The organism is Streptomyces sp. NPDC107521, from assembly GCF_055598485.1.
In genome coordinates, this window is record NZ_JBVKAT010000008.1 from 143,723 (window position 1) to 157,470 (window position 13,748).

Genomic DNA, 13,748 nt, shown 5'->3' on the forward strand with positions numbered 1-13,748 from the left:
CCAATCACTGGGCGTGGTACCTGGGACACCACTGGTCGTACAAGCGTGAAGCCGGCGAACCCAACATCACCATCAACTACGTGGGCGCCCTTTCTCGCTACATCACCAACTTCACTTTCGGCAGGGGGGTCCACTTCCAGGCTGACAAGCGGTACGAGCACATTGTGCCGGCCCTTTTGGATCGGGCCTGGAGCGTGGACAACGACAAGAAATCACTGTTGTGGCAGATGGGCGAGAACGGAAGTGTTTCGGGCGACTGTTTCGTGAAGGTTGCTTATGAGCCGGCCTGGACCGATCCTGCGGGAAATGTGCATCCCGGTCGGGTCAGAATCCTGCCGCTCAACAGCGCACAGGTCTTCCCCGAGTACCACCCGCACGACCGCGATCGTCTACTCAGGATGAAGATCAAATACAAGTTTTGGGGTACCTCGCTGGAGGGGACCCGCGCCGTGTACACCTACACGGAGATCATCACCGACCAGCTCATCGAGGAATACGTCAATGACGAACTCCTTGATGCCCGAGAGAACCCTCTCGGGCAGATCCCGATCGTCCACATCCGGAACATCAGCGTTTCCGGCTCCCCCTGGGGCCTGGCGGACATCGTGGACGTCATCCCGCTGAACCGAGAGTTCAACGAGAAGGCCACCGAAATCTCGGACATCGTCAACTATCACGCCGCCCCGGTGACCATCATCACCGGAGCAAAAGCCAGCAACCTTGAAAAGGGACCCCGTAAGATCTGGGGGGGTCTTCCGAAGGATGCCCAGGTCTTCAACCTGGAGAACGGCGTCGACCTGTCCGGGCCCTTGGCCTATCTAGACATGGTCAAAAGGAGCATGCACGAGTTGACGGGCGTGCCGGAATCGGCCCTCGGCCAGGCGCAGGCGATCTCGAATACGAGCGGTGTCGCGCTTTCCATCCAGTTCTTCCCGCTCATGCAGCGCTACTCGCTCAAGCAGACCAACTACTCGCACGGCCTGCGCCAGGTCAATGGGCTGATCCTGCGCACACTCTTCCTGTACGAGCCGGAAACCCTGCTGTACGACCCGGCCACCCAGGGAATCCGGACCTCGGAGGAGCAACCGCTCGTCATCGACCCACGAGATCCGGTCGTCTACGACACCAAATGCGACTGGCCGCCCCCGCTGCCGGTCGATGTCTTGGTCAAGCTGAACGAAATCCAGGCGAAACTCGCGCTCGGGTTGGAGTCCAAGCGCGGAGCACTGCGAGACCTGGGCGAAACGTTTCTTGACGAGAAGATGCAGGAAATTTTCGACGAGCGTCTCGCCGAGGCCAAGGAAGACGGCGCTCTCGAATTTATCAAGACGCAAATTGCCTCGGCTATCTTGCGCTCAACGGGGTTGCCGCCGCCAGGAGTGGAAAGCCCGCCGTCAGCACCGACAAGCGGGGCCTCCACGGACTCGAAATCGGGAGCCACCAGCGCCGGACCTCTGCCGGGACTTCCCGGTACTGGCCGCGGCCAGGACGTCGAATCGGTCCTGAGTGAACTCGTGACGCTCTCCAAGGGCACCAAGTTGGCCCAGCGGAGAAACCCTGAAAACGACTGAACCGACCGCCTCTCATTCCTGATCATTCCGGCGGCTGCACCCGACCCGGAGAACACCGTGCCAGAGAACCAGAACTCCTCTCCGCCGACTCCCCCGGCCTCGTCCGCCCACCCGGGCACGGGCGCGCAGGCGAACCCCGACGGCTCCGTCACCGTCCGCGCCAACGCTCTTCCCGCGCCTACGCAGCAGCCCGGACAGGCCGAACGCGCCTTCACCTCTGCGGACATCGAGAAGGCCCGCCAGGAGGAGAAGGACAAGCTGTACTCCCGCCTGACGAAGGGGGACGAGCGGCTTCAGTCGCTTGAAGCCGAGCTGAAGACGCTGCGCGAGGAGCGTGAGGCGCGGGAGAAGGCCGAGGCTGACCGCCTGGCCCTGGAGGAGCAGGCCGCGAAGGAGAAGGCCGAGGCGGAGATGTCCGCCCGGAAGCTCGTCGAGGAGCGCTCCACCGAGTGGGAGCGCAAGTTCTCCGACCTCCAGGCGGAGCGCGAGCAGGAGCGGGCGGCCCTCGCCAAGGAGGCCGAATTCAACGCTCTGCGCGCCTACATTCAGGAACGGCTTGGTGCGGAGCGGAACAGTATCGCTCCCGAGCTGGTCGACCTCGTGGGCGGGAACACCGTCGAGGAGGTCGACCAGTCGATCGAAAAGCTCAAGGCGAAGACGGACGCGATCTTCCAGTCAGTGCGGTCGGCGCAGCAGCAGGCCCGCTCGCAGATGCGGGGTGTTTCGCCGACCGGCTTCACCGGAAACGGCCCGATGGATGGCGAAGCAGGTGCGCGCCAACTCAGTGTGGACGACATCAAGAACATGTCGATGGCGGAGTTTGCGAAGTATCGCGGTCAGCTCCTCGGATCGGCAGCCAGCAACTCCAACAATCGCGGGCTGTTCGACTGACCAGCCCCCTACCAGGACCGCCTCTCATTCCTATTCATTCCGGCGGCCAATCACGGAATGAGAGGTTCCTGTGGCAAGCGGAATCACTGGGACTCCGGTCCTGTCTCCCACGCCGACCGCCTACACGACGGCGAACTCCACGATGCTCACGCCGGCGATCCAGACCATCTGGTCGAAGGAAATTCTTTTCCAGGCGATGCCGGTGCTGCGTTTCGAGCAGTTCCTTGTGAAGAAGACCGAACTCGGGACTGCTCCGGGCCTCACGGTGAACTTCATGAGGTACCGGTCGCTCGACGGCGCTCAGCAGCTCGTGGAAGGCGTGCGAATGGAGACGCACGCACTTTCCGCAGAGCAGATCACGATCAGTGTCGCTGAGCACGGATTCGCAATCGCCGTCACGGAGCTTTTGCTCAACGCGAGCTTCGACGACGTCATGGCGAGCGGCGCTCGACTTCTCGGCCGGAACATGGCCACGTACATCGATGCGCTGGCCCGAGACACCTTCATGGGCGCCCCGTCGGTCCTTTACGGATACGACAAGCTTGCGTCCTGGTCGGCTGGCGCCGCGCGCACTCCGCTTTCTCCCTACGACAGGGGGATGTTCGCCGACTCCGAAACGACGATGACCGCGAACGGCGGCTTCTACTTCACATCTGCGCTGGTCAAGGATGCTGTCGAGACCTTGGCCACGAAGAACGTGCCGCGTCTGGGCGAGACGTACGTGGCGTTCGTCCACCCCCACCAGAGCCGCCGTCTCCGCGATGACCCGGAATTCATCGAGGTGACACGATACGCGAGCCCCGGGAACTTTATGCTCGGTGAAATCGGCCGCCTCAACGATGTCGTATTCATCGAGACGACTCAGGTATTCCAGGGGAGCACCACGCCGCCAGCCACCCAGCAGCTCGGGACGAACATCCCGACCAACACGGCACAGAAGTGGGGCGGGCAGCCCGCCCGGAGCGCTTCCGGGGCGACCCCCGCAATCGGCGCTGTGACGTCTACCCCGTCCAACCCCAATGCGCCGGTGAACCCGCTCTACCGGGCTCTGGTAATCGGTGACAATGCCGCGGGTCACGCCATCTCTCTGCCCGTCGAACTCCGCGACGGTGGCGTGCTCGACTTCGGACGAGAGCACGCCCTGGCTTGGTACTCGATTTTCGGTCTCGGGCTCATCACGGATTACGCCGTGGTGCAGTGCGTGACCAACTGACCGAGCCCGCCGATCGAATCCTCCGGGGCGGTGGTGTTCGACTCTCGCCGCCCCGGCCTCTTCATCCGAATCGATAGGAGTACATCCGTGCCCGCGAACCCGCGCACCAAGCGGAATCCCAAGGATCACACCGGGAACCTGAAGCAGGTTCTCGCCGACCAGCACGCCGAGGAACTGGCGAAGCGCAAGGGTGAGATCGCCATGCATCGCGCGGAGGTCGCCGCCAATCTCGACCAGCCCATTTCGCTTGACGAAAAGGGTCGGACGCTTGAGTCCGTGGCCGAGGAGGCGACTCCGGAAGGCCCGGTGGAACTCCCCCCGGAGAAGGTCACGATCCGTATCGCCTGCGACCTGGAGAAGGTCACCATTGGCCAGGGCACGGCTTTTGACTTTAAGGAGGGGCAGGTCTACGAGGTCCCCCTGCATGTCGCGCTGCATCTCGACCGGCTTGGCTACGTCTGGCAGTGGCTGTCCTAAGAAAGGGGCGCCCTCGTGGCGGCAATTAAAAGCCTCACTGAGACCGGGGACACCCCTGCAAAGGGTCAGTGGTACCGGCTCCTCTCCGACTTCGGTGAGGGCGTCGGCATGCTCAGCCGTACGCGTCGCTACCGCTCTCCGGGCAGTAACGAGGTCCAGGAGGACGACCGCATGCTGCTGGTCCTGGACCTCGTCGAGCCCGCCACCGCCGGCGTCGGCTATAGCGCTGACGACACGGTCGTGGCCATGTGGCTGGAGCAGACGGCCCCCGGCCGACTCTCCCAGCACCACATCTCCTTCCCCCAGCCCCAGTTCTGCGACCTGGTCGGCCCCGGCAGGGAGCCGCCCGAGTACCACGACTGGCGAGCGCAGATGGCGGGCGACGGCTGATGGCCACCAACGGCTTCATCGCGCTCCAGGGCTCCGTGTCCGCGCTCGACTTCCTCACCGGCCGCACGACGGCCCTGGAAGCCGAGTGGCAGGCGAAGACCGCGGGGGGCAACCCCCAGCCGCGGACGACCTACCTCATGCTGCTCACGCAGGTCGTCACCGACGGCCAGACGGACATGACGACCCTGGTCGGCATCGAGGCCGCCGGCACCGGTTACGCACGCCAGCCGATTCCCTGGGGAGCGGCCTCGACGAGCACTCGGACGGTCAGCAACACGGACCTGGTCCAGTTCGGGCCCTTCAACGACGCCGCCGGCCTGGCCGCGCCGATCACAGGCGCGGCCCTGGTGACGCGTATGACGTCGTCGGCCGGCCAGCCGAGCGGGCTGTGCCTCATGGCGTGGAACCTCGGCAGTGCCATCACCACGGCGCAGAACCAGGCTCTCCAGCTCGCGGCCGGCTCTTTGACCATGACCCTGGCGGTGAGCTGACATGGCGACGCTCGCGGGGATCATCCGGCGCGTGCGGGCCGAGATCGGGGACCTCTCGGCACCGTTTGTGGACACGTTCGTCGGTGGCGACGAATTGTCGAGCTACGACCTCTCCGAGGTCAACGTGTCCTCGGTCAACGCGAAGTCCACGGCGGGCTCCGCGGGCGTCGTCGAGCTGGTGGAGGACACCGACTACGTCCTCAACCCGGCCGAGGGCAGCATCCTGCTGATCAACCCCGCCTACTCGCCGCTGAAGCACGGCCAGACGCTCATCGTGCGCGGACTCAGCGAGGGCATGTTCAGCAACGCGGACCTGGAGACCTATGTCCAGGACGCGATGAATCAGCACATCTACGGCCGCACCCTGCGCACCCGCTACCGCGACGGACACGGCCACATCCGGTACGACAACGAGCCGATCGACCTGGAGAACCTGCCGCCGGTGGAGGAACCGCTGGTGGCCTACCTCGCGGTAATCAACGTTCTGTGGACCCTGGCCACCGACGCCAGCACCGACATCGACGTCAACACGAGTGAGGGCACGTTCGTCCCGCGGTCTCAGCGCTACCGCCAACTGATGGATCACCTGGGCGAAATCCAGGCCCGGTACAACGCGCTCGCGCAACAGCTCAACGTGGGGCTCGCCCGCATCGAGATGTTCCAGCTCCGGCGTATCTCCCGGACCACGAACCGGCTCGTGCCGGTCTTCCAGTCCCGCGAATACGACGACACCTCGCGGCCCGAGCGGCTGCTGCCGCCGATCGACGGCGATGAGTACGACGACGAGTCCGGAATCCCGTCGCCGCTCTACCCGGGCACCTGGGGGTGAGCGGCGATGCAGGGACGTTCGGACTGGAAGCGAGGGCGTTTCGGGATCAACACCGAAACAACCCTCATTCACCGCGCGCTGCGCGGCTGGCAGAGCCGGACCGGCGACAGGGTCACCTACTTCCGGTTCCAGTACGCCGAGAGCGACGTACATGACGTCTACGACGAAGCCACCGGCGCCGGCCGTGTCTTCTACGGGCGCTGGCAGGTCCCGGCGCTGCACGTCACGCATGCGGAGTCCGGCAACACCGACCCCCGCGACAGCGGCCTCTACGTCACCGACGCGCTGCGCGTCGTCCTGGAATACGACCAGCTCGTGAAATTCGGGCTGACCGAGATGGATATCCGGCACGGCAGCTTCCAGCGGGACCGCATCGCCTACGACAACGCGCTCTACGCCGTGCAGCGCGTCACCATCCTCGGCCAGATCCGCCGACGGGACGTCGTGGTCGTCATCGAGGCGCAGCAGCTCCAGAACGACGAGCTGGTCAACGACCCCCAGTTCAGCCAGTACCTCACCGACCCGACCGAGCTGCCGGCCATCACGCCGGAACTGATGGCACAGACGGTGATCATGCCGGAGGAAGGCGAGAGCGATGCCCTCTACTCCTCCTGAACTGACCGCCAGCGCGCTCCCGGGAGGGGTACCATCCGTACGCCTCACCGGCCGGTACATCGCCCCTGACGGCACGCCCCTGTCCGGCACCGTGTCGTTCGCCCCGCCGTCCGTGCTGACCCTGCCGGCCTCCGACGTCATCGCCGCCACGGCCGCGAAGGTCACGCTCGACACCACCGGCGGGTTCGAGGTCGACCTGATCCCCACTGATGTTCCCGGCATGTCGCCGCAGCGCTGGTCGTACCAGGTGACGGAGAAGCTGAAGGGCATCCCCCCGAGGGTCTTCCACATCATGCTGCCAGGCGGCACTGGGCCGGTCGACCTCGCGGATATCGCCCCCGTGTCCCCGTACGCCGGGAACTACCTGCCCGTCGCGGGCCCGCAGGGCGTCAAGGGTGACAAGGGGGAGCCCGGCGAAGTCACGCTCGCGCAACTCGACGCGCTCGAAGCGCGGGTCGCACCGCGACCCCAGGAGTTCACACAGACCTCGGCGAGCACCGAGTGGACGGTCCCCCACACCATGCCGTACCGGCCGGCCGTGGCCGTCTACGACGTCTCCGGTCGAGAAATCGGCGGCTCCGTCGAATACCCCAACCCCACCACTGTGCTGGTCAAGTTCGCTTTCGCGGAGACCGGCTCGGCAGTACTGCACTAGGAGCGCCCCGATGGCAGTTACCGATTTTCGGTTCCCGGTCAATTTCAACAAGCTCCCGCTTCGCGGCCTGGTGCCGGAGTCGGGAAGTTCCGCCCCCACGGCGCCGGTTGAAGGACAGCTCTGGACCGACACCGTCAACCACACGGTGAAGTTCTGGAACGCCGCGGTGTGGAAGGACCCGCTCGCTCGCGCGGACCACACCGGAACCCAGCCGGCGAGCACCATCAGCGACCTCGCCACCGTGGTACAGGCGTACCGACTCAACGAGTTCGCTGCCCCGAACGCCGCGGTGTCGCTGAGTGGGCAGCGAGCCACCAACGGTGCGGACCCGACCGCGGCAACCGACCTCGCCACCAAGCAGTACGTCGACAACGCCAGGGCCGGGATCGCCGGTGTCAAGGACCCGGTTCGCGTAGTCGCCACATCGAACATCGACCTGACCACCCTGCCGTCGGCCATCGACGGCGTCACCATGGGTGCCGGGGAGACCTTCTTGGCAGCGGCCCAGACCGCCGGCACCCAGAACGGGCTCTACACCTACCCCGGCTCCGGACAGCCGGCCACGCGTCGGACGGACGCCGACGCCACGGGGGAAATCCTCGACGGCACGCTCGTGGCAGTGGCTGAGGGAACCAGGGCCGGCACGCAGTACATCCAGACCGCCACCCCCTCGGGAGCACCCGGTGCCTGGACCCAGACCTGGGTGCAGTACACCGCTGGCGGTCAGACGTACACCGCGGACGGGCAGGGCCTGGAGCTGAGCGGCACGACCTTCAGCCTGGAGCTGGCCGACGCGACGCTGACGAAGTCGGCCGCGGGCCTCACCGTCGGGCTGGTCACCATCGCCAAGGGCGGCACCGGCGCAACCACTGCGGCCGGCGCCCGCACGGCGCTCGGCGCGGTCGGGAGGTACACCGCCAACGTGGGTGCCATCACCGGCGGCACGCCCCTCAACATCGCCCACGGGCTCAACACGGTCGACGTGCTGGAGCCGTCCCTGAAGGAGATCAGCACCGGCGAGCTGGTGGGAGCGAAGTTCACGGTCGTGGACGCCAACACGATCAGCGTCACCACGGCGGCCTCCTACGCGGCCGACACGTTCCGTGTCACGGTGGTGGGTTGATGGTCGCGCGGCAGCTCGCTTCCCAGACAGTGCCCACGGCGGGCGGCAACGTGGTCTCCAGTGACAAAGTCGGCGCGGCCAACGGTGTGGCCGGCCTCGGAGCCGACTCCAAGGTGCCGGCGGCGCAGATCAACGTACCCAAGATCACCGTAGGCATCACTGCCCCCACCAGCCCCGCCATCGGGGACGTGTGGATCGACACGAACTGAGGCAGCATGTCCACCCGCTTCTGGCTCACCGCCTCTACGGCCCCCTACACACCGGCGACCAAGCGCGGCGCCTGGACCGACGCCACCTCGACCACCACCGGCCTGCTCGCGCGCCAACCGGCCGGTGCCTCGACGACGTCGGCGAAGGCCGAGGTGTCCGCCACCGCGACCAGTGTCCTGCTCGGTCGGTGGATCAGCCCCCCAGCGCGTAAGGCCGGCACACTCGCCGGCACGGTCGATTTCTGCGTCGGGAGACTCGCTTCAGCCACGGCAGCCGCCTTGGTCTCGCGGGTGCACATGTATGTCACGGCCGGAGACGGTGACACCGTCCGCGGCACTCTGCTGGACAACTGGCAGGGCACGGGCAACTGGCCAACGACTGCCACCGGCGGAGCAGTGACGGGTCAGGCCATCGGCTCCGTCACCGTCCAAGCCGGCGACCGGATCGTGGTCGAGTTCGGCTATCAGGCCACCAATACCTCCACGACGTCGTACACCGGCACCATCTACTATGGCGCCACTGGCACCGCCGACCTGGCGAACGCGGCCACTGCGGTGACGACCAACCCGGGCTGGGTGGACTTCTCCGGCGGCGACGGCCTCTTCACCGCGCCGACGGCCGAGATCGTCGACAAGTTCACCACCGGCATCGGCTCTCGGTTTGTCTTCTGGGGCGGCACCTTCTGGAACACCGCCTGGAAAAGGGTCGGCATCCCGGCCAACAGCGAATACCCCGGCCTCATGGCCACTGACGTGGGCTACGAGATCACGGGCTCCACTCACTACGCCGAAATCGTGCATATGCCGACCGGCGGAACCAACACGAGCTTCTCTGCAATCGTCCTCGGCCCCATCGATAACGGAACCTACGTACGCACCAGGTACAGCATCGCGACTGGCATGCTTTCCTTCGAGAACGCTGTCGGGTACTTCGACGCCTCACCGACAAAACTCGCCTACGATCCGGTAGCGCACCGATGGTTCCGTTTCCGTGAAGCAGGCGGCACCTTCTATTGGGAAACCAGCCCGGACGCCACGTCCTGGACCGTTCGCCGCAGCATGACGACACCCCAGTGGCTGAAGTTCGGCACACTGCGGACGAATTTCGAGGGCTATGCAGACTCCGGCAGTGTCACTGCTCCGGCCGAAGTCGACAACGTCAATACAGTGCCCACGGCGATCGTGAAGGTCTGGAACGGGGGCGCCTGGGCGCAGAAGACTCTCAAGGTCTGGAACGGCACTGCGTGGGTCACGAAGCCGGTAAAGGTGTGGTCAGAGACGGCCTGGCTCTAGTGATTAACTCCGGAATATGGCTGCATGCGAGGCTCAAGGCCCGATCGCTTTTCGTGATTGACTCATGCCATTTCTCTGAGGAGGTCTCATGGCCCGCTACGTCCTCGTGGACGCCGACGGCATCGACATGACGATCAAGTACGGCCCGATCGAGCTGGAGGACCCGTCCGAGTACTCCGTGCCGGAGGGCAACAAGCTCATGCTGGAGGCGATCGCCCTGGGCGAGGGCTACCGCTACTCGGAGGGCGGTGCCGCGCTCGCGCCGGACAGCCCGGATGACTCCTCGGACGACAGGCACGACAACGGCCGACGCCGGCATGGTGGGGATGGTGGGCGCGGCCCCCAGGGTCGCGAGGGCGGCCAGGGCGCGCAGACCCAGCCTGGTTGCCCTGAGAACCAGAACCAGCAGTAGGACCGCCGGGGCTTGCCGTGCTCGGGGCGGCAGGCCCGGTCCGTCCCGAAGGGAGACAGCCGTGACCGTGTCGCAGATCGTGGGCCTGGTGCTCGTCACGCTTCTCGTGCTGGTCATCCTGAAGATCATCGGCATCCTCTGATCCTGCGGCCATTAACTGGTCGCAAATAGGCGCACGCATTCTGGTTGGGCGATCCACAACCGCCCATACCGGAGTGCCACCGTGCCCTTCCTTCTCAACGAAGATAAGGCCCTGAAGCAGAAGTTCCAGGGCCTGATGGTGCATGACGCGACCTCTGGTGACGGCCGTAGGGTCACCGTGCGGTACCGCAATCCCGAGTACGAACTTGCGGACGCTGTCTATCCCATGATCCTGATCTCCCACTCCCGCATCTCGCGAGACGAGGAGAGGGAGCACCGCGGCTACATCCGTCTGCACTACGCCCCCGAGAACTATGAGCCGTGGGCTGACATGACGGACCCCTCACAGTCGCCCTACATGGCGCAGATGCCCATTCCGCTGAACGTCGACTACCAGATCGACGCCTACGCACGGAAAGAAACGCATCTCATCGAGATGACGGGCGCCTTGTCGGGTTTCCGGTACCTTCCGCACCGCTTCGGGCATCTACCCATCGGCGAGGACGGCACGATTCGGCGGCTTGATCTGCTCGGCGGACCGGAATACAGCGAGTCGAAGGACGAGCAGGGCAAGCGGATTTTCATCGCCTCCTGGGTGATCCGCGTTTCCAGCGAACTCTTCCTCTCCGACATTCAGACCCTCACACCCGCGCAACGAGTCCTCATCAGTTGGCTCGACAAACGCTATTTCGATGAGGGGCACACCGTCGAGCTGGACCCCACGCAGGTGGTCACCCCCTCGGAGGCTGATACCCCATGACCACGCCCACGACATTTCCCTACCGGCGGCCCGGGGTCTACATTTCGGAGACTCTGAAGCCGCTCCCGCAGCAGGTCAGCCCGCCTGGCCTGGCAGTGGCCACATTCGTGGGCACTCACGACGCCGGCCCTTCTACGCCGACGAAGGTGACGAGCTGGGAACAGTTCATGTCCCTCTACGGCGGCTTCGGCACCGGGCTGAACTACATGCCCTTCCAGGTGTACAGCTACTTCGCCAACGGAGGGCAAGCGGCCTGGATTCTGCGTGCTACGCCCACCGACTCGACGTCGGCCCGCCTGGTCGTGCAGAACCAGCCGGTCCCGCCGGCCGAGACGATCGTCGCCACCCCGGACGGCACGGCTCCGACCGGCAGCGGCACCGCTCCGACCGCGAAGGTCACCGGCGTACAGCTCGTCCCGCCCTCGGGCTCCGTGACGGCCAACCCCGAGCAGACCGCGTTCCTGATCGAATGGAACGCGATCGCTCCGCTCTCCGGTGTGGACGCGTACGAAGTCGTCGTCACCAACCCGGACGAGGGGTCCTTCAACAAGCAGATTTGGGTCGCCCAGCCCGAGTCCGGCAAGCCCCAGGCGGCCTTCACCGACCTCGCCCCCGACACCACGTACGACGTCCGGATCACGCCGTACAAGGGCGGCACGGCCGGCTTGCCGATGGACGCGCCCGCGGAGTTCACCACGGCCGCCGGCTACACGAACGTGGACGCGCTCCAGCTCGCCGCCAAGGGCCGAGGGGCCTACGGGAACAACCTCTACGTCACTGTCACCCCGAGCTGGAGCGCCAGTCGCTTCCACCTCTTCATCAAGTACGGTGGTACGGGCTCTGGCCAGCTCGTCGAGACCTGGCAGGACCTCTCCCTCAACCCCGCGGACCCGCGCTACGTGGTGGGCCTGGTCAACTCCGGTACGGCGGGCTCGAACTACGTCACACTCACGAACCTGCTGCCGCCCACCTCGGCGACGCCCGGCACCGGGATGACCCCCGATGCCTCCTGGCTGCCGGAGTACGTCACGGACGCGCCGCTGGCCACGGGCACAGACGGTGTCCAGGCGGTCAATCTGGCCCAGCAGCTCAGCGACCAGTTCGCATCCGTCTCCGACGTGCTCCTGGTCAACCTCTGCGGACACACCGCCATGACGGACCACATCCCGCCGGCCACGCAGATCAACGCAGCGATCGCATGGGCTGAGAGCCGACGCGCTGCTTTTCTGGTACTGGACACCCCCCGGCAGCCGGCCCCCATCGACGCTGCCACCGCGGCGACGAAGTACACCGAGACGGTCACCGGCTACGCACCGGCGTCGTCCTACGCCGCAGCGTACGGGCCCTGGCTCCAGGTCGCCGACCCGGCCGGCTCCTCGGTCTCCTCGACCAGGGCGCTGCCCCCCGCCGGGGCCGTGATGGGGCAGTACGCGCAGGCCGACGCCGCAGTGGGCCCCAACCGCAGCCCGGCCGGCGTCGCCTACAACCTGGTCGGCGCAGTCGGTGTCGAGCACCTCTTCACAACCGACCAGCTCGACACGCTCAACGACGCCGGCGTGAACATCATCCGGCCGGTGCCGCAGTCCGGGTACTGCGTCATGGGGGCCCGCACGCTGAAGAAGGGCATGCCCGACCGGTACATCTCCGTGCGCCGCATGCTGATCTACCTGGAGAGCCTCCTCGAAGACGTCACCCGGTTCGCGATCTTCGAGCCCAACGGTCCCGACCTGTGGCAGACGCTCGCCGCCCTGGTCGACCAGCAGCTCCTCACGCTGACCCAGGCCGGCCAGCTCCAGTCGACGGTCCCGAACCAGGCGTACTTCGTCGTCTGTGACGAGACAAACAACACCGCTGCCACCGTGGCTCTGGGCGAAATCCACGTCACCGTCGGTGTAGCGCTCGCTTCCCCGGCTGAATTCATCGTCATCGAGATCAGCCAGTACCAAGGCGGCGTATCCGCATCGACCGACTCCGCGGACCAGACCACAACGGCCTGACGCACCCAACTACCCCGCCCCTCGTTGCGGTTCATTACGGCGGCCCTTTCGACCAGGGAAATGAGAGGTGAAACGTGGCAACGACAACGACGACCCAGAAGCCGAGCCTGGCGCAGCTCTCCACGGACCCGCTGCGCAATTTCAAGTTCCAGGTTCAGATCCACCTCGCGGGGTCGACGCTCGACAGCTCGAAGCGGTCCAACCAGCTCGGCTTCATGTCCCTGAGTGGCCTGTCCATCACCACTGACGTGGTGGTCTACAGGCAGGGTGGCATGAACACCACCACACAGAAGATGCCTGGGCAGAGCGACTTCGCACCCATCACCCTCTCGCGAGGGCTGATCTGCGGAGACTCCGACATCTATGCCTGGTTGAAGCAACTGTTCATGGTCATGCAGGGAACCGGCGGAAACAACGGAAGCTACAACTTCCGCGCCACGATGGACATCTTTCTGCTCGACCACCCGGTCACCACGCAGAAGGTGACGTACAAGGCCGGATGGCGCGTCTACAACTGCTGGCCCACGAGCATTGCTTTCGGCGACCTCGACGCCGGCGCGAACGGAATCGAACTCCAGCAGATCACCCTCGCCCACGAAGGCTGGGATTTCAAGATCGCCAGCAAGTACGGGCCCGGCGCCGGCATCTCGCTGCCGTAAATCGGAACCACACTCACAGGAC

General features: G+C 65.6%; 16 protein-coding genes. All 16 read left to right on the forward strand.

Annotated features, from left to right (window positions below):
• The first annotated feature begins 20 nt into the window (after positions 1-20).
• The 16 genes from ACZ7LB_RS14835 (at position 21) to ACZ7LB_RS14910 (ending at position 13,726) form a co-directional block, all read left to right on the forward strand.
• Positions 21-1,571 (forward strand): phage portal protein, encoded by a 1,551-nt coding sequence (locus ACZ7LB_RS14835; RefSeq protein ID WP_471468481.1) that lies wholly within the window; start codon positions 21-23, stop codon positions 1,569-1,571.
• 57 nt (positions 1,572-1,628) lie between these two features.
• A complete protein-coding gene (locus tag ACZ7LB_RS14840; protein WP_471468258.1) occupies positions 1,629-2,462 on the forward strand; it encodes a hypothetical protein in 834 nt (277 codons plus the stop codon).
• Positions 2,463-2,532: 70 nt separating this feature from the next.
• Positions 2,533-3,675 (forward strand): N4-gp56 family major capsid protein, encoded by a 1,143-nt coding sequence (locus ACZ7LB_RS14845; protein ID WP_471468260.1) that lies wholly within the window; start codon positions 2,533-2,535, stop codon positions 3,673-3,675.
• Between the two features lie 87 nt (positions 3,676-3,762).
• Entirely contained in the window at positions 3,763-4,152 is a 390-nt protein-coding gene (locus tag ACZ7LB_RS14850) for a hypothetical protein (RefSeq protein ID WP_471468262.1), read from the forward strand.
• 15 nt (positions 4,153-4,167) lie between these two features.
• The gene (locus ACZ7LB_RS14855) at positions 4,168-4,542 is read left to right on the forward strand and encodes a hypothetical protein (RefSeq protein ID WP_471468264.1); all 375 of its coding nucleotides are present in this window, start codon (positions 4,168-4,170) and stop codon (positions 4,540-4,542) included.
• Complete coding sequence (locus ACZ7LB_RS14860) at positions 4,542-5,033, forward strand: phage tail fiber protein (RefSeq protein WP_471468266.1); 492 nt, start codon at positions 4,542-4,544, stop codon at positions 5,031-5,033. Before ACZ7LB_RS14855 ends, ACZ7LB_RS14860 begins: the two co-directional genes overlap by 1 nt.
• A 1-nt stretch (position 5,034) precedes the next feature.
• Positions 5,035-5,862 (forward strand): hypothetical protein, encoded by an 828-nt coding sequence (locus ACZ7LB_RS14865; protein WP_471468268.1) that lies wholly within the window; start codon positions 5,035-5,037, stop codon positions 5,860-5,862.
• Positions 5,863-5,868: 6 nt separating this feature from the next.
• Positions 5,869-6,477 carry a hypothetical protein gene (locus ACZ7LB_RS14870; protein WP_471468269.1) on the forward strand — a complete coding sequence of 203 codons (609 nt, stop codon included), beginning with the start codon at positions 5,869-5,871 and terminating at the stop codon, positions 6,475-6,477.
• Positions 6,458-7,132 (forward strand): hypothetical protein, encoded by a 675-nt coding sequence (locus ACZ7LB_RS14875; protein WP_471468271.1) that lies wholly within the window; start codon positions 6,458-6,460, stop codon positions 7,130-7,132. Before ACZ7LB_RS14870 ends, ACZ7LB_RS14875 begins: the two co-directional genes overlap by 20 nt.
• Before the next feature lie 10 nt (positions 7,133-7,142).
• Positions 7,143-8,255 (forward strand): hypothetical protein, encoded by a 1,113-nt coding sequence (locus tag ACZ7LB_RS14880; protein ID WP_471468273.1) that lies wholly within the window; start codon positions 7,143-7,145, stop codon positions 8,253-8,255.
• Entirely contained in the window at positions 8,255-8,464 is a 210-nt protein-coding gene (locus tag ACZ7LB_RS14885; protein WP_471468275.1) for a hypothetical protein, read from the forward strand. The genes ACZ7LB_RS14880 and ACZ7LB_RS14885 overlap by 1 nt, the downstream gene beginning before the upstream one ends.
• 6 nt (positions 8,465-8,470) lie before the next feature.
• The gene (locus ACZ7LB_RS14890; RefSeq protein ID WP_471468277.1) at positions 8,471-9,757 is read left to right on the forward strand and encodes a hypothetical protein; all 1,287 of its coding nucleotides are present in this window, start codon (positions 8,471-8,473) and stop codon (positions 9,755-9,757) included.
• A gap of 88 nt (positions 9,758-9,845) precedes the next feature.
• Positions 9,846-10,169 (forward strand): hypothetical protein, encoded by a 324-nt coding sequence (locus ACZ7LB_RS14895; protein ID WP_471468279.1) that lies wholly within the window; start codon positions 9,846-9,848, stop codon positions 10,167-10,169.
• 223 nt (positions 10,170-10,392) lie between these two features.
• Positions 10,393-11,070: a hypothetical protein gene (locus ACZ7LB_RS14900; protein ID WP_471468280.1), complete on the forward strand. Its 678-nt coding sequence runs from the start codon at positions 10,393-10,395 to the stop codon at positions 11,068-11,070.
• A gap of 146 nt (positions 11,071-11,216) precedes the next feature.
• Positions 11,217-13,067 carry a phage tail sheath subtilisin-like domain-containing protein gene (locus tag ACZ7LB_RS14905; protein WP_471468281.1) on the forward strand — a complete coding sequence of 617 codons (1,851 nt, stop codon included), beginning with the start codon at positions 11,217-11,219 and terminating at the stop codon, positions 13,065-13,067.
• 74 nt (positions 13,068-13,141) lie between these two features.
• Positions 13,142-13,726, forward strand: coding sequence for a phage tail protein (locus tag ACZ7LB_RS14910; protein ID WP_471468282.1), 585 nt, complete (start codon positions 13,142-13,144; stop codon positions 13,724-13,726).
• Positions 13,727-13,748: the final 22 nt, after the last annotated feature.